18 protein-coding genes, 1 pseudogene and 1 other annotated feature are annotated in these 21,606 nt (G+C 28.8%); of the genes and pseudogenes, 6 read left to right on the top strand and 13 right to left on the bottom strand.

Going from position 1 to position 21,606, the window contains the following annotated elements:
- Positions 1–125: 125 nt before the first annotated feature.
- From ACQRD5_RS13495 to ACQRD5_RS13505, 3 genes are read left to right on the top strand one after another with little or no spacing between them, the layout of a single operon-like run.
- A complete protein-coding gene (locus ACQRD5_RS13495) occupies positions 126–413 on the top strand; it encodes a spore coat associated protein CotJA (protein WP_291630050.1) in 288 nt (95 codons plus the stop codon).
- Entirely contained in the window at positions 400–663 is a 264-nt protein-coding gene (locus tag ACQRD5_RS13500) for a spore coat protein CotJB (RefSeq protein ID WP_291630052.1), read from the top strand. Before ACQRD5_RS13495 ends, ACQRD5_RS13500 begins: the two co-directional genes overlap by 14 nt.
- Complete coding sequence (locus ACQRD5_RS13505; protein WP_291630054.1) at positions 663–1,238, top strand: manganese catalase family protein; 576 nt, start codon at positions 663–665, stop codon at positions 1,236–1,238. Before ACQRD5_RS13500 ends, ACQRD5_RS13505 begins: the two co-directional genes overlap by 1 nt.
- A 93-nt stretch (positions 1,239–1,331) precedes the next feature.
- Here ACQRD5_RS13505 and ACQRD5_RS13510 read toward each other — a convergent pair whose 3' ends face one another.
- Together ACQRD5_RS13510 and aspS are read right to left on the bottom strand one after the other, a co-directional pair.
- Complete coding sequence (locus ACQRD5_RS13510) at positions 1,332–2,630, bottom strand: VanW family protein (RefSeq protein ID WP_291630056.1); 1,299 nt, start codon at positions 2,628–2,630, stop codon at positions 1,332–1,334.
- Between the two features lie 240 nt (positions 2,631–2,870).
- Positions 2,871–4,157 carry an aspartate--tRNA(Asn) ligase gene (gene aspS / locus ACQRD5_RS13515; RefSeq protein ID WP_320900018.1) on the bottom strand — a complete coding sequence of 429 codons (1,287 nt, stop codon included), beginning with the start codon at positions 4,155–4,157 and terminating at the stop codon, positions 2,871–2,873.
- A gap of 163 nt (positions 4,158–4,320) precedes the next feature.
- Positions 4,321–4,542, bottom strand: a binding site (T-box leader).
- A gap of 108 nt (positions 4,543–4,650) precedes the next feature.
- Between aspS and ACQRD5_RS13520 the strand changes: the two genes are divergently transcribed.
- Positions 4,651–4,824 carry a hypothetical protein gene (locus ACQRD5_RS13520; RefSeq protein WP_291630060.1) on the top strand — a complete coding sequence of 58 codons (174 nt, stop codon included), beginning with the start codon at positions 4,651–4,653 and terminating at the stop codon, positions 4,822–4,824.
- 13 nt (positions 4,825–4,837) lie between these two features.
- Positions 4,838–5,083 carry a spore coat protein gene (locus ACQRD5_RS13525; protein ID WP_291630061.1) on the top strand — a complete coding sequence of 82 codons (246 nt, stop codon included), beginning with the start codon at positions 4,838–4,840 and terminating at the stop codon, positions 5,081–5,083.
- A gap of 67 nt (positions 5,084–5,150) precedes the next feature.
- Here ACQRD5_RS13525 and ACQRD5_RS13530 read toward each other — a convergent pair whose 3' ends face one another.
- Positions 5,151–10,892 (bottom strand): glycosyl hydrolase family 95 catalytic domain-containing protein, encoded by a 5,742-nt coding sequence (locus ACQRD5_RS13530; protein ID WP_291630062.1) that lies wholly within the window; start codon positions 10,890–10,892, stop codon positions 5,151–5,153.
- A gap of 537 nt (positions 10,893–11,429) precedes the next feature.
- Here ACQRD5_RS13530 and ACQRD5_RS13535 point away from each other — a divergent pair.
- Positions 11,430–11,907, top strand: a pseudogene (locus tag ACQRD5_RS13535) (DDE-type integrase/transposase/recombinase); the annotation flags it as partial.
- Between the two features lie 108 nt (positions 11,908–12,015).
- Here ACQRD5_RS13535 and ACQRD5_RS13540 read toward each other — a convergent pair.
- The 10 genes from ACQRD5_RS13540 to ACQRD5_RS13585 all read right to left on the bottom strand — a co-directional run bounded on the left by ACQRD5_RS13540 (position 12,016) and on the right by ACQRD5_RS13585 (position 21,454).
- A complete protein-coding gene (locus ACQRD5_RS13540) occupies positions 12,016–12,201 on the bottom strand; it encodes a transposase domain-containing protein (RefSeq protein ID WP_294167021.1) in 186 nt (61 codons plus the stop codon).
- Positions 12,202–12,332: 131 nt separating this feature from the next.
- Positions 12,333–13,346 (bottom strand): ABC transporter ATP-binding protein, encoded by a 1,014-nt coding sequence (locus tag ACQRD5_RS13545; RefSeq protein ID WP_291630067.1) that lies wholly within the window; start codon positions 13,344–13,346, stop codon positions 12,333–12,335.
- The gene (locus tag ACQRD5_RS13550; RefSeq protein ID WP_291630069.1) at positions 13,336–14,373 is read right to left on the bottom strand and encodes an ABC transporter ATP-binding protein; all 1,038 of its coding nucleotides are present in this window, start codon (positions 14,371–14,373) and stop codon (positions 13,336–13,338) included. Before ACQRD5_RS13550 ends, ACQRD5_RS13545 begins: the two co-directional genes overlap by 11 nt.
- 15 nt (positions 14,374–14,388) lie before the next feature.
- Positions 14,389–15,318: an ABC transporter permease gene (locus ACQRD5_RS13555; protein WP_291630071.1), complete on the bottom strand. Its 930-nt coding sequence runs from the start codon at positions 15,316–15,318 to the stop codon at positions 14,389–14,391.
- A gap of 10 nt (positions 15,319–15,328) precedes the next feature.
- Positions 15,329–16,288 carry an ABC transporter permease gene (locus ACQRD5_RS13560; protein ID WP_291630073.1) on the bottom strand — a complete coding sequence of 320 codons (960 nt, stop codon included), beginning with the start codon at positions 16,286–16,288 and terminating at the stop codon, positions 15,329–15,331.
- Between the two features lie 63 nt (positions 16,289–16,351).
- Entirely contained in the window at positions 16,352–17,989 is a 1,638-nt protein-coding gene (locus ACQRD5_RS13565; protein WP_427746953.1) for an ABC transporter substrate-binding protein, read from the bottom strand.
- A gap of 328 nt (positions 17,990–18,317) precedes the next feature.
- Positions 18,318–18,458: a hypothetical protein gene (locus tag ACQRD5_RS13570; protein WP_294189217.1), complete on the bottom strand. Its 141-nt coding sequence runs from the start codon at positions 18,456–18,458 to the stop codon at positions 18,318–18,320.
- Entirely contained in the window at positions 18,455–19,750 is a 1,296-nt protein-coding gene (locus ACQRD5_RS13575; protein ID WP_291630078.1) for a DUF2812 domain-containing protein, read from the bottom strand. The genes ACQRD5_RS13570 and ACQRD5_RS13575 overlap by 4 nt, the downstream gene beginning before the upstream one ends.
- A gap of 20 nt (positions 19,751–19,770) precedes the next feature.
- The gene (locus ACQRD5_RS13580; protein ID WP_427746954.1) at positions 19,771–20,571 is read right to left on the bottom strand and encodes an ABC transporter permease subunit; all 801 of its coding nucleotides are present in this window, start codon (positions 20,569–20,571) and stop codon (positions 19,771–19,773) included.
- On the bottom strand, positions 20,564–21,454 hold the full coding sequence (locus tag ACQRD5_RS13585; protein ID WP_291630082.1) for an ABC transporter ATP-binding protein: 891 nt from the start codon (positions 21,452–21,454) through the stop codon (positions 20,564–20,566). Before ACQRD5_RS13585 ends, ACQRD5_RS13580 begins: the two co-directional genes overlap by 8 nt.
- Between the last annotated feature and the right edge of the window lie 152 nt (positions 21,455–21,606).

The following is a 21,606-nucleotide window of genomic DNA, read 5'->3' on the forward strand; positions in this document are numbered from 1 at the left end:
AGAGAGAAATGTAATATTTCTCTCTATATTTACAATTTAATTATTTTTCACTTATTTTATTATCACAAATGCCTTATTTTGACATAGTTTATTATTAGAGTTTATTAATTGAAAGGATGTTTTTTATGTACTATCGTAAAGATGAAGATTGCGATAAATGTAAAGACTGTATAAATAATCCTGGTAAAGATTATTGTAATACTACATGTGAGGACAAAGATAAGAATTGCTACGAATCTTATAAAGTTTTCACTCCTAATGTTTATGCAAAAGCTTATGTTAACTTACAACCATACGGAAACTTATTTAATGTAAATGATTCCTTTGCTGCTGGAACTATTTTCAAAGATCTCTATAGTCCTTATTGCGATGTTAAATATGTAGGAGGTTATAAAAAGAATGAAGAGAAATGAATATTTAGAAATAATACAAAAATTGCAATTCTTTTTAGTAGACCTTAATTTATATTTAGATACAAACCCTTGTTGCGAACAAGCTGTAGCTGATTATGATAAGGTTTCTAGTGAGCTAAAGAAAACTGTTTGGAATTATGAAAAAGAATATGGACCATTAACAAACTTTGGAACTGCATATTTTAATAATCCAGATGAATGGGTTAATTCTCCTTGGCCTTGGGAAAATACTAAAGGAGGTAAAAATTAATGTGGTATTATGTTAAAACACTTGAACACCCAGTTAACTTAAAATCTACTGACATAAGAATGGCTAAGCTTCTTGTAACTCAATATGGTGGTCCAGATGGGGAGTTAGGTGCTGCCCTTAGATATTTAGATCAACGATATTCAATGCCTACTAATAAAGCAAAAGCTTTACTAACTGATATAGGCACTGAGGAACTTGCCCATGTTGAAATTATGGCAACAATGGTACATCAAATAATGGAAAATGCCTCAATTGATGAAATTAAAGCAGCTGGACTAGATGGTCATTATGCTGATCATGGAAAAGGATTATTTTATACTGACGCTACTGGAAATCCTTGGACTGCAACTTACATTCAATGTAAGGGAGATGTAATAGCAGACTTAACTGAAGACATGGCTGCTGAACAAAAGGCTAGAGCTACCTATGAATGGTTAATTAATTTAACTGATGATATTGAAATAAAAAAAATATTAGGCTTCTTAAGAGAAAGAGAAGTAGTACACTTCCAAAGATTTGGCGAAGCTTTAGTAGATGTACAAGATAATACTAAATTAACAAATTTCTGCAAATAAAAAAATAGTACAGGATTTTATATTAAGTGCTTTGTCAATTCATACCAAGTCACATTAATATAAAATTCTATACTTTTATTCTTTTATTAAATATTAATTAAATGGCTTATAAACGCTACTATCTAAATATTGTTCTGATACACATTCTCCTGCAGAGTTGTAGCCATATAAGTAAGCATCTGCAGATAATGGGCCTGTTTGATAAGCTTTTGCTACATATGTTATTCCACCAGTAGCTTGACTATTAGACCAAAACTCAGCAGTTACAGAATTACTACTAGCATACACATTAACTACTATAGGATAATCATATGGATTGGTAAATATTAAATCTGGCCACTCATCACCTATAGTTGCATCTAATCCTTGTGGAACATACTTAACTACCATTTCATGATATGTTCTAAAATCAGGTAGTATACCTGCTCTTAGTTCAGCATTATATATTGTACTAGAAATTTGACATACTCCTCCCCCAAGACCAGGTACAACCTTACCATTAAGGTAAGTATTAGCTTCCACAAATCCATTTGCTTTAGTTGTAGGACCTATAGCATTTACAGTTGAAAATGTATCCCCAGGCATAAGTAGCACATTCCCAATCATACTTGCTCCTACTTGAATATTGTGTCCACTAGGACCTGCATCAAAATAAGTTGTATAACTAGATATCATTTTATCTACTGATTGCAAAGCTTCTGTAGTTATTGAAGGATTAACCTCACTTAGTTTTACATCTATTGAAGCAATTTCACTACTATTTATATTACCTATAATATCTTTTATATTAGATGATAATTCTTCTTTATTTAACTCATACCCTACTTGTCCAGGTGTTATATTTACATGTCCACCACTTACACTTATACTAGCATTTTGTGAACTTATATTAACCTGCTCTGCTATTGTATCTAAAAACTCAGATATTTTATCTTCATTATATTTCATTTCAAATTCATAAGTTCTATTTTGTGGTTCTTTTATTAAAGTAAGCTGTTCTTTAAACTTCTTATCTTTTCCAAAGCTTAAAACTTCATTTTGAAAAACTTCATAATCTATTGTTGTATCAAAATCTACATAGCTTTTTTCAAAGCTATTTTCTTCAACTACAATATTTATCTTTTTTGCTGAAATTCCACTTACCATTTCTTCTAAAGCTTTATGCAATTCCTCTTTTGTCATTCCTGAAACATCTTTATTGAAAACAAAAGTCCCTGGATACACCTTATTCTCATAGCTATTTATAAGCTTTTTATTTTCTAAATGAATATAAGTAAATACAGATGCTACTATTATTACTAAAGCTATCGCTGTAAAAATTATTATATTTTTAATTTTACTCTTAGGTTTAGATTCTACTTCATTTGTTTTTGGTGTAAGATTATTATTCATTTATTTTTCTCCTTAACTCTTTATAATATTCTAATCTCCTTGTAATTTCCCTCCTTTTTAATTATATCAGATAATTATTACTATACTAAAATAATAACAATCTACGGCTCATATGTAAATATATCCCATAATATTTATATTAATTTTTTCTCTATATATACTATAATACAAAAAAGAATACCCATTTATTAAGATAAAAGTCTTATCTTAAATACAAATAGATATTCTTTATATATTTTATTATGGAGTTATTCTTGTTCTATCTCTTGGAATTAATGTTGCTTCCCTTATATTATTTAAATTTAATAACTGTGCTGTAATTCTTTCTAAACCTATTGCTAATCCTCCATGTTTTGGCATTCCATATTTAAATATTTCTGTATATCCTTCATAGTCATTAGGATTTAGACCTTTTTCTTTCATGCTATTTATTAACATATTATAATTATGAATTCTTTGCCCACCTGTTGTAATTTCAACTCCTCTAAATAATAAATCGAAACTTCTAGTTCCTTCTTCTCCTAAAGGCATTGTATACATAGGTCTCTTTTTTCTTGGATAATTAGTTATAAATATAAAATCACAACTTAATTCTTCCTTTGCATACTTACAAATAAGTTTTTCCCCTTCAGGATCTAAATCACCCTCTAAACCTTTTTTATTATACTTAGCTTCTATTATTTTTATAGCTTCTTTTAATTCTATTTTAGGTATACTACCATGAATTCTAGGAAGGTTAGCATTTAATAATTCTAAATATTTCTTACCTTTTTCTTCTACAGAATTTAGAATATATTTTATAAGTTCCTCTTCTAAATTCATTATTTCATATTCATCTTCTATAAAGCCAAATTCTAAATCCATACTAACATACTCATTTAAATGTCTACTTGTATTATGCTCCTCAGCTCTATAAACATGAGCTACTTCAAAAACTCTTTCAAATCCTGCTCCAACCATCATTTGCTTATAGAATTGAGGGCTTTGAGCTAGATATGCTGTTTTTTCAAAGTATTTTATTTTAAAAAGTTGTGTTCCCCCTTCTGCTCCTTCTGATACTATTTTAGGTGTAAAAATTTCAGTAAATCCTTTCTCTATTAAAAATTCCCTAAAGCTTTGAACTATAATATTTTGTATTTTAAAGACTGAATTTACTTTTTCATGTCTTAAACTTATTGCTCTATTATTTAAAGTAGTTTCTAAGTTAGCATTATAATCTTTTTTATTTATTTCAATTGGAAGTTCTTCTGATTCACTAATAATATTAATTTCTTCAATTAATATTTCAAATGGATTTAAAGCATTTTTACTTATCATTACTTCTCCAACTACACTTACTACTGACTCAATATTAATGTTATCTGTATTTATAGATTTATTTTCAATAACACATTGAACTAATCCACTTCTATCTCTAAGAATTAAAAAAGTTATTTCTTTAAGCTTTCTTATTCTATATACCCATCCTCCAACTTTTATTTTTTTCTCTATAAATTTATTAATTTCACTAACTATAATTCTTTTCATTATAAATCTCCTTTACTAAATAATAAAAAAATCCCCTTAAGCACGTCTGCTTAAGGGGCAACTAATTATTGCGGTACCACCCTTATTAATTTTAATAAATTATAAAAACTAATAGAATATACCATACCTAAAATTTTACTATAAATAAAAATCCTCCACTCCATATAGGAGTGAAGGTTTAGTTCACGGTACCATCCTAATTTAGCTTAATATAATAATATTAAAACTATCTCTAATCTATTAACGCTAGAACACGTCTTATCCTACTTTGTTTCAGATAAGCTTCTCCAGGATGTCCTTCGATACTACTTCCTCGTGAAGCTTTCACCATCCTTCACTCGCTAAGGATTACGTATATATCTACTCTTCCCTTCTTAGAATTTATTTAATATATTTTATTCCTTTTTGTAATTTCTGTCAATAGTTTTTAGATAATATTGCTTAGAATATATAATTTCTAATTAAAACATACTAAAGTTGGAGGTGATATATTATGACTTCAAAAGAATTACTTTATATAGCTGATGGTTTAGGACATGAAAAATTTATGGAAACTCTATGTAAGGAAACATCAACTAAACTACAAGATGCTGAGCTAAAAACATTAGTTACTCAATATGAGGCTAAGCATAAGGAGTTATTTGGCAAACTATTTTCACTATTATAAGGAGGACTATGAAATGGATGATAAATGCTTATATGAAAACATACTTCAGTTAACTAAAGGCGCAACTGATATGTATTTACATGCTACCACTGAAGCTTCTACTGAAAATATTCATCAAGTGTTTCATGATTTACTACATGAAACTTTAAAAATACAGCATGAAGTATATAAAAAGATGGAAGCTAAAGGATGGTATCCAGCCGAGCAAGTTGAGCAACAAAAAATTCAACAAGAAAAACAAAAACATACTATGAAATAATAAAAAATGAAGCTATCGCAGGTAGATTTTTTTACCATATAGTGCGATAGCTCCAAATTACTTATTATTATTTCTTTTTAAAAATATATACACATACTAATAAAATTATAGTTCCATACACTCCTATTAAAGCCGCAGATACCTCTCCCGTATTTGGTAATTCATTTGAATTATTATTTTTTCCATTAATATCACTTTTATCATTACTGTTATTAACAGGACTATCTATAGCACTTCCACTATCATTTCCTTTCACTAATTCTAGATTAGCCAAGGTTAATTCTAATTCTTTTTCTGCTTCATCCACTTCTTTTTGAGTCACTTCTTCATTGCTTAAAACAGCCTTACTATTAGATATTTGTAAGTTAAGTCTATTAATGCTTTCTGTAGTATATTTAGATTCATCTAAAACTCTAGCTTTATTTATTAATTCTTCAAGCTTAACTTTATCAGGTATTAGTCTTAAATTAAGGTAAGCTACAATTAAATTATTATACGCTTCATTTATTTGTTCTTGAGTAGCATCTCTATTGTTTAAAACAGATTTAACATTAACCAAGTCTAAATTAAACTTATTTACACTTCCTGATGTATATTTAGATGTATCTTTACCCTCTAATTCTGATAATAATTGTTGAAGCTTAGATTTATCAGCATATACTTCTATTTCTAGATTAGAGAATGCTTTATATAAATCTTCATAAACCTTCTCTACTTCTATAGCATTTTCATCTGCTATTATTGTATTGGCTTTTTCAAGTTCAGTTTGTAGTTTTTCCCAAGTTAAAGCTGTATATTGCCTTTCATCTAAAACATTAATTACTTCAATGAGTTTTTTAAGTTCAGCCTTGTCATCTTTCTTAAAATCTAGCATATGAATTACATTAATAAATCTTTTTGTAACTACATCAACTTGAGACTCTGTTGCATTTTTATCAGCTAAAATAGTTTTAGCATTTTCTAAAGCTTCATAAAATTCATTAACTACCGCTGGAACAACGTTCTCAAGTTCTCCATTTTCTTTTATATCTTCAGCATAATCTACTACTGCTCTTAATACTTTTTTATCAATTTCTGAAGGAGCTTCTTCAGATTCATCCGCCTTAATTTCTAACATATCTGAATTAAGAGATGTATTCCCAGCTTCATCAAAAGCTATTATCTTAACAACATAACTTTTACCATATTCTAACTCAGTTAGTTCATAATTTGTATTTGTTGTTGTTCCTAAAATAACTCCATTTACATATACCTTATATCCTTTTACACCTATATTATCTGTTGCTTCATCCCAAGAAATAATTGCTGTTGATATTGTATTTTTATTGACTTTTAAGTTATTAACATCATTTGGTCTTTCCTTATCTAAAACATCATTAGTTGTAATTTTAATGCATGGGAATAAAGCTTCTATATTATTTTTATTTACAGCCTTTACCTTAAACTCATATTCTGTTTTTGGAAGTAAGTTATCTACCCTATAATATAGATTTGTAGTACTATTTAATAAGCTTTCTCTCCCTGTTACATTATCAACTTTATAAATATTATACCTTACTGAATCTGGAATTAATGTCCAACTTAGCATTAATGTTGATGATTCAATTCCTATGGCTTCAACTTTTCCATCTCCTATTACTAGAGGTGTTGTTAAAGATTTTTCTATTAAAGCTATCGCTGTATCATTTAATGCTTTTGTTGCTGCTTTAATATCTGAATCAGTTGAATTATCATTATTCATTATATTTATTGAATTATCATAAGCTTCTTTAAATGCTCTCCAGGTTTCTTCTGTGTAGTCTTTTTCTACTTTATTTGAATTATTTTCAATACTGGTTTGCAAATCATTTTTATCTAATGGAGAATTTTCTTGAGTTGCAAATACTTTAAAATAATCAATATTTACCTGATTCTTACCAGCACGCTCTTTAGCAATTAACTTAATTGTATGCGAACCATTTTGTAAATTCTTAAAAGATGCAAGAAGTGTTTGTGCTATATTATTACCTTCTAAAGAATAATTAGTTGCTACTCCTCCATCTATTGAAATATCAAAACTAGAAAAATTAGTATGTTTGTGTACATATACTTCTATTCCAGTTCCATTAAATGTATATTCAATATTTGCACCTATTGTTGAGCTTTCTGTTTTGGTTGATCCATGATGTTTAGTTGGTTCTCCCGTCCAGGTTGACCAATTACCTTCCCATGTAAATGCTGTGTTTTTTATCCAACCGTTGTTATTTATTGCATCTTCTGAAATAACCTCTTTTATTGAATTTGGTATAGAAATTTTAACATCTATGGATTTACTTATTTCTATATTTTCTTTAGATGTAGCCGTAACCTTAACAGTTCCATTACTTGAATTTATAGTTAATAATCCTTTTTCATTAATACTAGCAAGATTAGTTGTGTTTCCTGAAGCATCCGTAACCTTCCATGATACTTCTTTATTTTTTGCATCTACAGGTGAGACATTAGCAATCATTTGCAACTTGCTATTAGCTTTGCTTAAAGTATAAATTCCTGAATTTGAAAATACATCAATATTCGTTACTACTGGTGCTGTATTATCAATAACCTTAAATGCATCTAACTCAACTTTAGCTCTACTTGCACTATTATTTTTTGTTGCAGTTGCCCTAAGTTTAATGGTATGCCTTCCTTTTGGTAAGTCATAATTGCTATAAATAATTTTTTTCCTTACTGTAGATGGGCTATAAGTATCAACTTCTCCTTTACTAACACCATCTATAAATACTTCATATTTACCTCTATCATAGTTTGTTACTACAAGCACTTCAATTCCAGTTCCTAAAAAAGTTAATTCAGCTGTTTCAGTTCCAGTTGGATTATCTAAGAATTTTACTGTTCCTTCATGATTAACTGCTTCAGACCAATTTCCCCAATTACCTACATAAGTTACACGTGGATCACTATCGTCAATATACCCCTCCATATTTCTTAAATCTTTTACATATACAAAATCTGATAATTTAGTTTCATTTCCATCAATAGTTGCAGAAATACTATATTTAAATGTTCCTAAGATATCTTGAGAATTTTTATCTTCAAATGTTGTAGTTGAAACATTCTTTCCAACTAACACCAAATCACCGTTATCTATTTGGCGATAAACATTATAAGTTACATCTTTCCCTTCTACAGCATTCCATTCTAAGTCAACAATACTATCTCCAATTCTATAAGCCTTTAGTTTATTTGGTGCTTCTAATTTTGAAGTTGGAATATTAGTTATTGTATAAGTTTCACCTTTAACTGTATCAAATGATATTTTTTCATCTTCTAAAACAGTATAATTAACTAAATTTCCTTTAGAGTCTCTAATAACTGATAAGCCTATATTTTCATATTTTGCAATACATTCTCCACCATTATTTGAAGTAATAGTAAACTTAGTAGCTTGTTTATCACTCCATTCCATACCAACTTCAAAGTTTCCTCTTGCTAATAGGCCAGATACCGATCCATCCTTCCATGCATCAGGCATAGCAGCCATTAAATTAATATATCCAAGATTACTTTGCATAAGCATTTCAGCTACTCCAGATGTCATCCCAAAGTTTCCATCAATTTGATATGGAGAATGAGTATCCCAAAGATTTGTTAATATACCACTTTTAAACAATGTACGAATTAACTTATATGCACGATTTCCATCACCTGTTCTTGCCCATGTATTAATTTTTTGTCCCATTGCCCAACCAGTACTTTGATCTCCACGATCATTAAGAGAAATTATAGCTGATTTAAGTAATTCAGGAGTTTCTAAAGAAATTAAATCCCCAGGGAATAAACCTAAAAGATGAGACATATGTCTATGTCCTCTTTGTCCCATACTCCCTAAAGTAGTTTCTTCATACCACTCTTTAATTTGTCCGTTATCTCCAATCTCAATAGGTCCCTTTAAGTTATTTTTTATATTTTCCCACTTTAAGATTTTTTCTGAATCTTCACCTACTAATTTAGCTGCTGTTATAACATCCTCATACATTTGCCAAATTAAAGATTGCTCGTAAGTATTTCCATTAGTTCTTGGTCCATGTTCTGGTGAATATGCTGGTGAACATACCAATTTACCCGTTTCAGGATCTTCAATTAACATTTGCTCATATAAAACCGCTTCTTCTTTTAACATTGGATAGATTTTTGTTCTCATAAACTCTAAATCCCCAGTATATTCATAATATTCCCATACATTCTGTAAAATCCAAGGAACTGCTGCTGGCGACCAACCCCAGTCAAAATTCCATCCTGGACAAGTCCACCCAAAAGGAGTATTTTGTGTATGTGCCATAAAGCCATTTTCTTTATTTTCATCAGTGCTTTTTATATTTGCATAAATTTCCGCTGTAACACGTCCTGGTTCTCTTAGCGAATCTATATATTCAATCAACGGTAATGCTGTTTCTGTCATATTAGTAGAATAAGATGGCCAATAATTCATCTGTAAATTTACATTCATATGATAATCTGAATGCCATGGAGAATTATTTCCTCCAACCCATATTCCTTGTAAATTAGATGGTAGTGAGCCTTCACGTGAAGAAGCTATTGATAAATATCTTCCATATTGAAATAACATTACTTCTAAAGCTCTTTCTTCACTTTTTGGTGCAGTGCCATTATTATATTTAGCTAGAAGCTTATCTGTTGACACAGTTGATGCTGTTTGACCTAAATCTAAATTCAACCTTGAAAAAATACTTTGGTAATCTGCTAAATGTGATTCTTTAAGTCCTTCATATCCTTTTTTAGCTGCATCTGTAACACGTTTACTAACTTTATTTGCTACCTCTGCATCTGTTTCACCTGTTCTATAATTAGGGTAATCGTTTTTATAATCTGTCGCTATTGAGGTTATTATAATAACTTCATCAGCATTTGTTACATTTACCTTTCCATCAGCTAAATCAGTAATTATACCACCTGTATTTATTACCTTAGTTTGAGAGTTAAACTTCATTTCGTTATCATTTAACTCACCTGCAATAGTAATTACTCCATCTTTTGAAGTCCTTGTAAACCTTCGACTATATCCATTATTTGTGTTAGGCCCTCCACCTCCAGTATTATCTGGTTCTACTCTAACGTCAAATGATAATTTTTTATTTTCACTAGCAGAAAGTTTTGTAACCATTACATTGTCAGGGTAACTTATAAAATATTCTCTAGTATAGTTAACATTATTATAATCATACTTCACGCTTGAAATTGCAGTATTTAAATCTAAATCACGTACATAGTGTTGTATATTATTAGTTTTTACCCCATTTTTGAAATCTAAATACATATTTCCATAGCTTAAAAAGTATCCATATCCTTTTGTTCCTGCATCATCACTAACACCAGTTAACTTGTTACATAAGCTATTAGCTGTAGCTGTATCTCCTCTAGCAAATGCATCTTGAATTGCTTTCATTATAGGAACATCTACTCCATTAACTTTAACTTTTGCATTAGTTACTATATTTCCTCCATTATAATTGGGACGACTTGGGCTTGGGCCACCAGACCAAAATGTCTTTTCCGTCAATTGTATTCTTTCATATTCGACTCCACCAAATACACTAGCACCCATATATCCATTTCCTAATGGAAGTGACCATTTTTCCCAGCCATTATAGCTATCTTCAGCTGGTGATTCATACCATAAGCGTAAATCTTTATTATTTATAGTTTTGCTATCTTCTACTTTATTTTCTAATGCAAATATTGCTCTATCAATTGATAATAACATGGTTACTACTAACATTACTGATATTATTTTTTTCTTTTTTATCATTTTTCTCCTCCTAAAATTAATACATCCAAAGTATGCATAAATAATTTTAATATAATTATTTGTCTATACCTTAGATGTATAAATAGATTTTTTGTATTCCCTATGAATATATTTCTGATAAGTGCCTTCTATAGGATATCTCTTGTCTATGGATTACTATGATTATAAGTATATTCATGATTATACGGAATGACTGATTTATTTTTGAATAGTATCTGTTTATATGATATCATTTACATTTATTGTAAACAAAGATTAGAATTTATCCTTTTATAACAGTAACCTCTATTATAAAAAGCAATACTTTTATTAAAATATTTTCTTTTAACGCCATCAACCTCCTATTAATATATATTAATAATACTACAGAATTATATTCAATAATTTATAAATATTGGTTATTATTGTAATTATATTGTTCTTTAGTATAAACTTTAACTTCATTAGGTAACTTAATTTGTATTTCTTTGTAAGTAATTCCCTTATTTTCAAATCACTTCATCATCTTATTAAAGTTCCAATTTACAATAAATCTATAATCACTTTCAAAAAGCCCGAGAAATAAAATATCAATTTATTTTTGATAATAGCTCCATATTTCGAGTGGAGAAGATGTGTGATATATTGTGAATCAAAATGAGCTCTTATTATGCTTGGCTAAAAAGACCGCCATCTGAAATGCTATTAAACTATGAAAAGTTAGTTTTAGAAATAAAATAATGTCGCTCCAAACTTACTTAAACAAGATTTCAATGTAAAAGCTCTAAAAAAGCTTATGTTTGGAGATATTACTTGTATAAGTACTGAGGAAAGGTGGCTATACTTAGCTACAGTTATCGATTTATTTGATAGATATGTTGTTGGTTGGGCAATGAACTTAAGTATGACTAGAAAATTAGTGATGGATACTTTTAATAGTGCTATATTAAAAGAGAGTCCAGAAGAAGGTTTCATATTTCATTCTGATAGTGGTGTACAATATGCTTCTTATGATTATCAAAACTTACTAAAAGATAAGTAAGCATCAAAAAATCGACGCATAGTAATTGAAAATTTAAAGTGATAAAATAAACTCCAAGTAGGGGCGGTATTGCTTTCTACTTAGAGTTAAAATTTAATATAATTATTTACGGGTTGATGCTCTTAATTCTGGTGGAAGCTTCTTTGACCACAGCATAATATCTAATAGCACTTCTTTATTATTAATATCTATCTTTGATATCATATCAAATAAATACACTAAGTATTTTTCTACTATTAAGCCGTTAGCTTTAGCAGTTTCAATAATACTCTTTAATTCTTCCTTCATTACTTTTCTTTGTTAACACTTTTAATCACCCCAAAAATATTTTATAACAAAAATTAAAGAGTGTCGACTTTGTCGACACTCTGAATGGAGCTGACATATCAACTCCATAAAAATATCTAAATCTATTTTCCTCAAGCCATATTTATATCTGCCAAATGACATGCTAAAAAATGTTCTTTTCCATCTATAATATATTTCTTTAATAAAGGTCTTTCTTTTTTACAGATATCCATACACTTTTTACATCTTGGGTGAAAATTACACCCAGATGGTGGATTAACAGGACTAGGAACATCACCCTCTAATATGATTCTCTTTCTATTCCTTTTTAAATCAGCTACAGGAATTGCTGATAACAAAGCTTCTGTATATGGATGTAGATAATTTGAAAATATTTCTTCTGTCTCAGAAAGCTCTACAATTCTTCCTAGATACATAACTGCAATTCTATCACTTATATATTCAACTACACTTAAATCATGAGTTATAAAAATATATGTTAGATTTCTTTCTTCCTTAATTCTTTTTAATAAATTCAAAACTTGTGCTTGAATAGATACATCTAATGCTGATACTGATTCATCACAAATTACAAGCTCTGGATTAATACATAAAGCTCTTGCAATACCTATTCTTTGCCTTTGTCCACCTGAGAATTCATGTGGATATCTATCCATATATTCTCTTCTCATATTAACTGCTTCAAGTATATCTCCAATTATCCTTCTTCTCTCTTTCTTTTCTTTTACTCCAAACTTTTTTAATGGATCAGATAAAGATTGATAAATTGTAAATGCAGGATTTAATGATGAATGTGGATCTTGAAAAACTATTTGCATTTTTCTTCTTGCTAAATCCATTTCAGTAGAATTCAAATGTAATAAACTCTTCTTTCCAATATCTCTTTGGAAATCATATACCATATCACCTGCTGTTGGTTTTACTAATTGAAGAATTGATTTACCAAGAGTTGTTTTTCCACATCCTGATTCTCCTACTAGACCTAAGGTTTCTCCTCTATAAATCTTTAAATCTATATCATTTACAGCTTGTACAAATTTGGTTGGTTTCTTAAACATACCTGCCTTAATGGGGAAATGAGTTTGCAAGCCTTTTAACTCCAATAAAACTTCCTTATTTTCCAACTTCCATCACCTCTTTATCCCTAAAACTATTTTTTAATACTTCATTATATTTAAAACAACGAACCATATGAGTTCCATTAATAAACTCTTCTTCTGGCATAGTATTACATTTTTCACATGCATAGTTGCATCTTGGTGCAAACTGACATCCTTTTGGCCTATCATATGGATCTGGTGTTGATCCTTTGATTGGACTTAAATCTTGATTTTTTCCTTTTCCTAAAATCGGTATAGATTTTAATAATGCTTCTGTATATGGATGAGCTGGATGCATTAATATTTCTTCAACGGTTCCACTTTCAATAATATTTCCCATATACATAACAGCAACATCATCTGCTAGTTCACTTACCACACCCATATCATGTGTTATAAGCATTATAGCAGTATCATTTTCTTTCTTTAGTTTATCCATAAGTTCAAAGATTTGGGCTTGAATAGTTACATCTAAAGCAGTTGTTGGTTCATCAGCAATCAATACCTTTGGGTTGCAACTCATAGCCATTGCTATCATAGCTCTTTGTCTCATTCCTCCTGAGAATTGATGAGGAAATTCATTTATTCTTTGTTCAGGAAAAGGGATTCCCATATCCTTTAATAAGCTTAAAGTTCTTTCTTTAGCTTCTTTTTTTGTAACCTTCTCATGGCATAATATATTTTCAGCTATTTGATATCCAACAGTATAAACCGGATTTAAAGCAGTCATTGGGTCTTGGAAAATCATAGCTATATCTTTTCCTCTTAAAGCCCTCATTTCTTTTCCATTTCTAGGAAGTTTATCTATTCTAATATCACCCTTATCACCATGATATATAATTTCTCCTTCTTCAATTCTTGATAATTTAGGTAATAATTGCATAATTGATGAAGCAGTTACACTTTTACCACAACCTGACTCACCAACTATGCAAAGGGTTTTTCCTTTCTTTATATTAAAAGAAACTCCATTTATAGCTTTATTACATCGTTGATTTGTATAAAAGAAGGTTTTTAAATTTTTTACAGTAATTATATTCTTATCTTCCATCTATCAATTCCTCCTTTATCCTTGTTGTGTTGGATCTGTTGTATCCCTTAAACCATCACCAAGGAAGTTTATACTCATAACAAATAAAGAAATAACAATACCAACTGGTAACCATAACCACCAATTATTTTGTAAAGTAAACATATCTTGTGAAGCATTTAATATATTTCCCCATGTAGCTATTTCAAGAGGTACTCCGAGTCCTAAAAAACTAAGAGCTGCTTCTTCTAATATAAACATTGCTGTACTTAGTGTTATATTAACTACTATTGGTCCTATAGCATTAGGTAACATATGTTTATAACAAATTATGAAATCGTTTAACCCGAAGGTTTTTAATGATTGTACATACTCTTCTTCTCTAATTGATAATATTTTTGCACGAGCCATACGATATACGCTTCCCCATCCAGTTAGGATAAATATAATAATTAAATTTGTTAAACTTTGTCCTAAAATTGAAACTAACATAAGAACTAATACTAATTGAGGGAAAGACATAAATACTTCAGATAATCTTAATACTATTTTATCAAACCATCCTCCTTTATATCCTCCATATACTCCTAGTAAAACTCCTATAAATGCACACCCTAATGCACTTCCAAGTCCAACTAATATAGAAATTCTTCCTCCGTATAAAACTCTTGCAAAAACATCTCTTCCAACTTTATCTGTTCCAAAAATATGCTCTGAAGATGGAGGTTTTAATACATTATTCATATCCACGGCTAAGGGATCGTATTTAGTTATTAAAGGTGCAAAAATTGATGATAATAAAATTATTAAAAATATTATTATCCCAACAATAGCAAGTCTATTATTTAAAAGTTTTCTTAAGGAACGATTTACTTTTTTCTTCCCCAAAGCGCCTGATTCTTCTAATTCTTTTATCTTGTCTAATTTACGATCAAATCTACTTTTTTTAATTCTTACTTCTGCCATAATAAACCTCCTACTCCAATTTAACTCTTGGATCAAGTAAAGCTGTTAATATATCTACTAAAAAACTTGATACTAATACTGTTGTAACTGTCATAAGAGCAATCATCATAACTAATGGATAATTTTGTCCTCTTACTGCAGTTGCAAAAGCACTACCAATACCAGGCCATCTAAATATAGTTTCTATTACTACAGCCCCTCCGATTAAAGTAGGTAATCTAAATCCTATTAAAACAACTACCGGTGTTAAAGCAACTCTAAATCCATGCACAAGATTAACCTTCCACTCTGGTAATCCCTTGCTTCTTGCTGTTCTTATATATTCAGCATTCATTGTATCTAACATACTAGAACGTGCATATCTCATAACCCCAGCTGTAAGAGATATTCCTAAAACTAAAGCAGGTAATATTAAATATTCATACCTATCAATAAAGGCCGTTTTACCTGGCATCATACGACCACCTACAGGTAGCCATCCTAAATTCAATGAAAATATTAATATACAAACCATTCCAAAGAAAAATTGTGGTATTGATACTCCAATCATCCCAGCAACAGTTAATAAATTTTCTGAAAAAGTACCACGACGTATTGCACTAAATAGTCCCAATGCACTACCTAAAATAGTTGAAATTAATAAAGCAGCTATAGCTAATTCTAAAGTTGCTGGTAATAAATCTTTTATTATATCTATAATAGGAACTCCACTTGATACACTGTATCCGAAATTTCCTCTTAATATTTCACCAAGCCATCTAAAATAACGAAGTATAAATGGATCATTTAATCCATATGCTGCACGTATTTCGTCTAACTTTTCTGGATCTACATTTGCAAGCATTTCTGGACTTATCATATGTGATACTGCATCACCAGGGGTTAATTCAAGCCCTAAATAAATAATAAAAGTTATAAGTATTAACATTGGAATTAATCCTAATAACTTTTTAATTATGAATTTTCCCATAATGTCCCTCCTATATTTAAAATCAAGAGACTGCAAATGCAATCTCTTAATTCTCTAATTTATTTAATTTATCTTCCAGTTTTGAATATTCCAATCATAATTGAATTGAGGATTACCATATTTCTCAATACCTGTTTCTAATCTATTACTTTCAATTAAGAATATAGGTTGATAATATAATGGCATTGTGAATAAAGTTTCATTTTCATATTTTTGTAATTCAAAATATGCTTTCTTTTGAACTTCAGGATCCATTGATGCATTGGTTGCATCTATTAAACTATTTAAAGTATCATCTGATGGTGTATGTGAATTTGAAGGTGATCCTGTTCTATATCTATCATAATATTCATGCATTGATAATGCTGCATTTGCTGCATAAGCCATATCCCAATCTACAGCACTTGGACCATTTACTTGATCTTGAGGTGCTTTCCAAAGAATAGTTGCTAAGTCTCCTTCAACTAATCTAAAGTTCATCTTAATTCCTACATCACTTAAATATGATTGAATTGCAGTCATAAAATCTACTGTTAATTGATCTGTGTAATAATAAACAACATCTATAGTATAATTAGAATGCCAATTAGCTTCTTTTAATAATTCTTTTGCCTTTTCAGGATTGAAATCATAATTGTTTAATCCTTCTACTTTATCTGCTCCATTTGGAGTTAAGCTATTTGCTGGTATTATAGTGTCATCGAATAAGTTCTTTCCGATAGTTTCCATATCGATAGCATATCTAATAGCTTGACGTACTTTTACATCAGCCAACGGAGATTTTGTTCCATCAGCTTTATCAAATTTATTTATATAGAATAAACGAGTATATCTTACATCTATTTGAGTTAACTTTATATTACTTTCTTCTTTTAATGCTTTTACATCAGCTACACTCTTAGTGTATCCATAATCTAATAATCCTGACTTAACATTATTAACTAAGTTAGTATCACTATCTCCAGGGCTTGGAGTTAAATGAATTGTAAAATTAGCAACTCCATCATAGTATTTATCAAATGGTACTAAAGTAGTGTAATCATTCATCTTAACTTCTTGAATCTTAAATGGACCTGATCCAATTGGACTTTGGAAATATTCAGCTTGTTGGAACTTTAGTGGGTCAACACCATCAAAATACTTCTTAGGCAATGGTGCAAATTGAGTAAATGTTAGTAATGCATCTGGTGCCACTTTATCAAAAGTAATTGTAATTTTATTACCATCTATAACTATGCCTGATAATCCATCTGTTTTACCTGCTAAGTAATCTTCACTACCAACAATTGCTTTGAAAGTATTTAAAAATACTGAGTTAATTACTGCTGTTTTCATTGAGTATTCGATACTCCACTTAATATCTTCACCAGTAATTTTTTCTCCATCATGCCAATAAATATCATCTCTTAAATTAAATACTAACTCTGTTCCATCTTCACTAAGAGTATAGTCTTTTGCTAATTCACCTTTTGAAGGATTTAAATCAGCGTCAGCTTCAATCAAATGATCATATAAAACTTTGGTGTATGTGTACACTCCAGGATTTAGCCAAGGTGTTTCAAAGAATTCTATTGGTCCACCATTTGAATAAAGAATTTTTTCTTCATTTTTAGTTTCCCCTCCTCCTTTATTACCACCACAAGCAATTAATGATACAGTCATTATAGCAACCACAATAAAGCTAATAACTTTTTTCACCATAATCCCTCCATCTCTTTTCCCTTAATTATTCCAAATAAAATTTCCACTCCATTTTACATTTTATTTTTGGAGTTAAATTCCATTTCTATCTTGATTATAACATCAGTTCAGAGTATTGTAAACGTTTTTACCCTCAATTAAAACTATTTATCCCTTTCATTGTTTCTATATTTTTTAAAAATTTACTCAAAAATCTATTTTTATTTATTAGAATTTTAAATAAATTTTACTGTATAATAGTTATGAAAATATACTGCTCCTTTATCCCTTCTGCAATTAGTCCCTATTCTCTTTCAGATACCTTTAATTCCATTCTTTCTCAAATTAATTACCTCATAGTATTTTCTTTATGTCCACACTCAATACATTTATAATATTTCTTTCCATATTGATTATTATCATAGGCATATTCATATTCCTTCATTATTTCTCCACAAACTGGACAAACCTTTTCTTTTGAATCTTTCAAGCTAATTCCTCCTTTTTGTTTGTAAAAATTTTATTATAAACTATATTTAAAACATCTTCTTTATCCTTTATTGAATCTAAACCTATAACTTCTATAACTTTATTTGATGAAAGAATAATATAGTTATTTTCTTTTTCATTAGTATAAACTTTAACTTCATTAGGTAAATTAGTTTGTATTTCTTTATAAGTAATACCCTTATTTTCAAACCACTTCATCATCTTATTAAAGTTCCAATTTACAATAAATCTATAATCACTTTCAAAAAGTTCATAAGATAACTTCATTTTCCTACCATTAGCTGTATAAAATAATTTATTAGCTATAAAACTACTTTCTTCATCAACATATATATCTTCTTCACTACTAACTTCATCATTAAAATCTTTTAAGCTTAATGAATACTCTTTACTTTTTACTCTATTACTTTTACTTTTAAATATATTAGGAACTAAAAAATTATTTAGAACCATAATAGAAACAATAGCGATAATAAAACAAGTAGATACTGTTAACTTCTTTCTTATACTATCTTTTTTATTTTCTGTAAAATACCCTAATAAAAATAAACCACTTATTATTGATAAGATAATAATTGTAATATCAAAATCTTCTTTATTTTTTTCAAATATTATTGTAATTACACCAATTATAGCAGCTAAAAATATAATAGTAATAATACTTCCCTTAAATCTTATCCATAAAGTGGAGGATTCTTTTTCTTTATTCTTTCCTAATCTAAATTTAATTAATTTATATAAGTCTATAAGGCATGTTGATATAAATATGATCATTATACTCATTCCTAAAAGCCTACCATTATTAGTTAAATAATTCAGATTTTCTCCTTTAAATATTAATATCAATTGATTTAATAATATAATCGATATAAATAATATTTTTAAAATTAACTGACTTAATGAGTTATGAAATAAAGCTTGTATATCTTTATTTTCTCTTTTTCTAATTATACTTTTTTTATCTTCATTTTCTTTATAAAAAACCTGTAATTTGTTACATTCACAAGAATAACTCCATCCTAATTCTTGAAGCTTTTTTCTATACTCTAAAGATAATTTTTTACCTAATTCTTTATTTAATGCAACATCATTAACCATATCTATTTTATATTTTATGTTCTTTGGTTCTATCTTCCTAAACTTAATATAAAGGTTTGAAAATTTTTCTAGCATCCAACCTTTTAATGCCATTTCTTCTAAGTAAGTTTCTAAAGCATCTATTTCATAAGAATAAAAATCTATTAATACTATTCTTATATCCCCAAATCTCATTAACTTCCCCCCTGTTCATATTATAAAGGTAGATCTCTTTTATCAAACCTTAATATTCCAATTGTATATAAAATTACTCCTATTAATAGCAAAATTATAAACATCCATATTCCAGAACCTTCTCCTTTAATCAGCTTGTCTGTGTTAAATAAAGAGAAAATTGTAAAATATTTAAAATTCTCTAGCTTTCCACCCATATTAGCTAAAAGTTGAATTATAAAGAATCCAATGGGTATACCTGCACTTAGTGAATAAGATAACTTTGTATCATTACTAATGCAAGAAGCAAAAAATCCTAATCCACTTATTGATATATGAAGACAATAAAGTCCTATATTAAGCAAAATATATTTTTTAATATCAAGTTCTCCTGGAAAATATACTTCACTAGAAATTATTCCAACTAAAGTAATAAATAAGATTAAAGTTCCTATTGAAAGTAGTAAGAACAATCCTTGTGTTATTGCAATTTTTCTTCTTTTATTTGGAGTTGCTAAAAGATATGCCATAGATCCACTGTCAACATATTTTGCAATAAGCTTATTTGCTATAATTATTTCAAAAATCATTGGAAATACAATAAAAAGAAATCCAAATAAATAAGTATTTATAAATTCTATTAGTGTGGTTCCTGAGTTAGTCATACCAAAAGCAGCCATCATCTCTGGCATAGCTTTTTCAAATTCAGCCAATGCCTCTCCTATTTCTGGATCAAACATTGGAATTATTACAGATATATACATAGTTAATACAGCTGCAAAAATTATAAAAAGCTTATAATTTGATTTAATTTCTCGTTTCAATAATGGAATGCTAATCATTATTTTCACCTCCATAAAAATGCATAAATAAATCTTCTAAACTTTGAGTATATGATTCTAAATTTAAAACTTTATACTTTGTTAATGCTTTAATAAAAGGCATAATATCTCCTTTTATAGCTATAGTTACATTATTTTCATTTACATCCTTTACTTTAAAGCCTTCTTTTATAAATTCATTTGCCATATTTACATTTTCGAAAGTAATATTATAAATCTTTTGTTTAGATTCCTTTAAAGTAGATATATTTTCAACTGATACTATTTGTCCTTCTTTTATTATAGCTGCTCTATCACAAGTCTTTTCTATTTCTTCAAAGCTATGTGATGACATTAATATAGTTCTTCCTTTTTCCTTTTCTTCTGCAATCAATTTAATAAATTCATTTTGCATTAATGGATCTAATCCACTAGTTGGTTCATCTAATATTAAAATATCAGGCTCCTGCATAAACGCACATATAATACCTATTTTTTGTTTCATCCCCTTAGACATCTTTTTTATTTTCCCGCTAGGATTTAAATCAAATCTTTTTATAAGTTCCTCTGCCCTTGATAAATCTTTTATCCCCTTCATTTCAGCAACAAACTTTATAAATTTCCTTCCTATCATATCATCTAAAAAAGCGATTTCCCCTGGCAAATATCCAAGAGACTTTTGTATTTCACTAGAATAATCAAAACAATTTAGTCCATTAATGCTACAGTTTCCTTTATCAGCTTTTGAAAATCCCATTAGATGACGAATTGTAGTAGTTTTACCTGCTCCATTTGGTCCAAGGAACCCTAGCACTTCTCCTTTTCTAACTGAAAAATTTATATTAAAAATCCCCTTTTTATCTCCATAATCTTTAGTAAGATTTTTGATTTCTATTACATTCATTTCAACCCCTCCTAAGAGTTTATATCAGTACCATTTAATAAGTTATATTATACTATATATTTATTTTATACTCAATTATTATTGCTAATTTTTGTATATATATTTTAATTATATAACATTTGGAATATAATGTAATTATAAAACTTAATTTA

The organism is Clostridium sp. SGI.024, assembly GCF_050315195.1.
In the GTDB taxonomy this organism is placed as follows: Bacteria; Bacillota; Clostridia; order Clostridiales; family Clostridiaceae; genus Clostridium.

What these genes read in the sequence shown, in the direction of transcription:
- ACQRD5_RS13495 (WP_291630050.1), top strand. Translation starts at nt 126, where the DNA reads ATGTACTATCGTAAAGATGAAGATTGCGATAAATGTAAAGACTGTATA.
- ACQRD5_RS13500 (WP_291630052.1), top strand. Translation starts at nt 400, where the DNA reads ATGAAGAGAAATGAATATTTAGAAATAATACAAAAATTGCAATTCTTT.
- ACQRD5_RS13505 (WP_291630054.1), top strand. Translation starts at nt 663, where the DNA reads ATGTGGTATTATGTTAAAACACTTGAACACCCAGTTAACTTAAAATCT.
- ACQRD5_RS13510 (WP_291630056.1), bottom strand. Translation starts at nt 2,630, where the DNA reads ATGAATAATAATCTTACACCAAAAACAAATGAAGTAGAATCTAAACCT.
- aspS (WP_320900018.1), bottom strand. Translation starts at nt 4,157, where the DNA reads ATGAAAAGAATTATAGTTAGTGAAATTAATAAATTTATAGAGAAAAAA.
- ACQRD5_RS13520 (WP_291630060.1), top strand. Translation starts at nt 4,651, where the DNA reads ATGACTTCAAAAGAATTACTTTATATAGCTGATGGTTTAGGACATGAA.
- ACQRD5_RS13525 (WP_291630061.1), top strand. Translation starts at nt 4,838, where the DNA reads ATGGATGATAAATGCTTATATGAAAACATACTTCAGTTAACTAAAGGC.
- ACQRD5_RS13530 (WP_291630062.1), bottom strand. Translation starts at nt 10,892, where the DNA reads ATGATAAAAAAGAAAAAAATAATATCAGTAATGTTAGTAGTAACCATG.
- ACQRD5_RS13540 (WP_294167021.1), bottom strand. Translation starts at nt 12,201, where the DNA reads ATGAAGGAAGAATTAAAGAGTATTATTGAAACTGCTAAAGCTAACGGC.
- ACQRD5_RS13550 (WP_291630069.1), bottom strand. Translation starts at nt 14,373, where the DNA reads ATGGAAGATAAGAATATAATTACTGTAAAAAATTTAAAAACCTTCTTT.
- ACQRD5_RS13555 (WP_291630071.1), bottom strand. Translation starts at nt 15,318, where the DNA reads ATGGCAGAAGTAAGAATTAAAAAAAGTAGATTTGATCGTAAATTAGAC.
- ACQRD5_RS13560 (WP_291630073.1), bottom strand. Translation starts at nt 16,288, where the DNA reads ATGGGAAAATTCATAATTAAAAAGTTATTAGGATTAATTCCAATGTTA.
- ACQRD5_RS13565 (WP_427746953.1), bottom strand. Translation starts at nt 17,989, where the DNA reads ATGGTGAAAAAAGTTATTAGCTTTATTGTGGTTGCTATAATGACTGTA.
- ACQRD5_RS13575 (WP_291630078.1), bottom strand. Translation starts at nt 19,750, where the DNA reads ATGAGATTTGGGGATATAAGAATAGTATTAATAGATTTTTATTCTTAT.
- ACQRD5_RS13580 (WP_427746954.1), bottom strand. Translation starts at nt 20,571, where the DNA reads ATGATTAGCATTCCATTATTGAAACGAGAAATTAAATCAAATTATAAG.
- ACQRD5_RS13585 (WP_291630082.1), bottom strand. Translation starts at nt 21,454, where the DNA reads ATGAATGTAATAGAAATCAAAAATCTTACTAAAGATTATGGAGATAAA.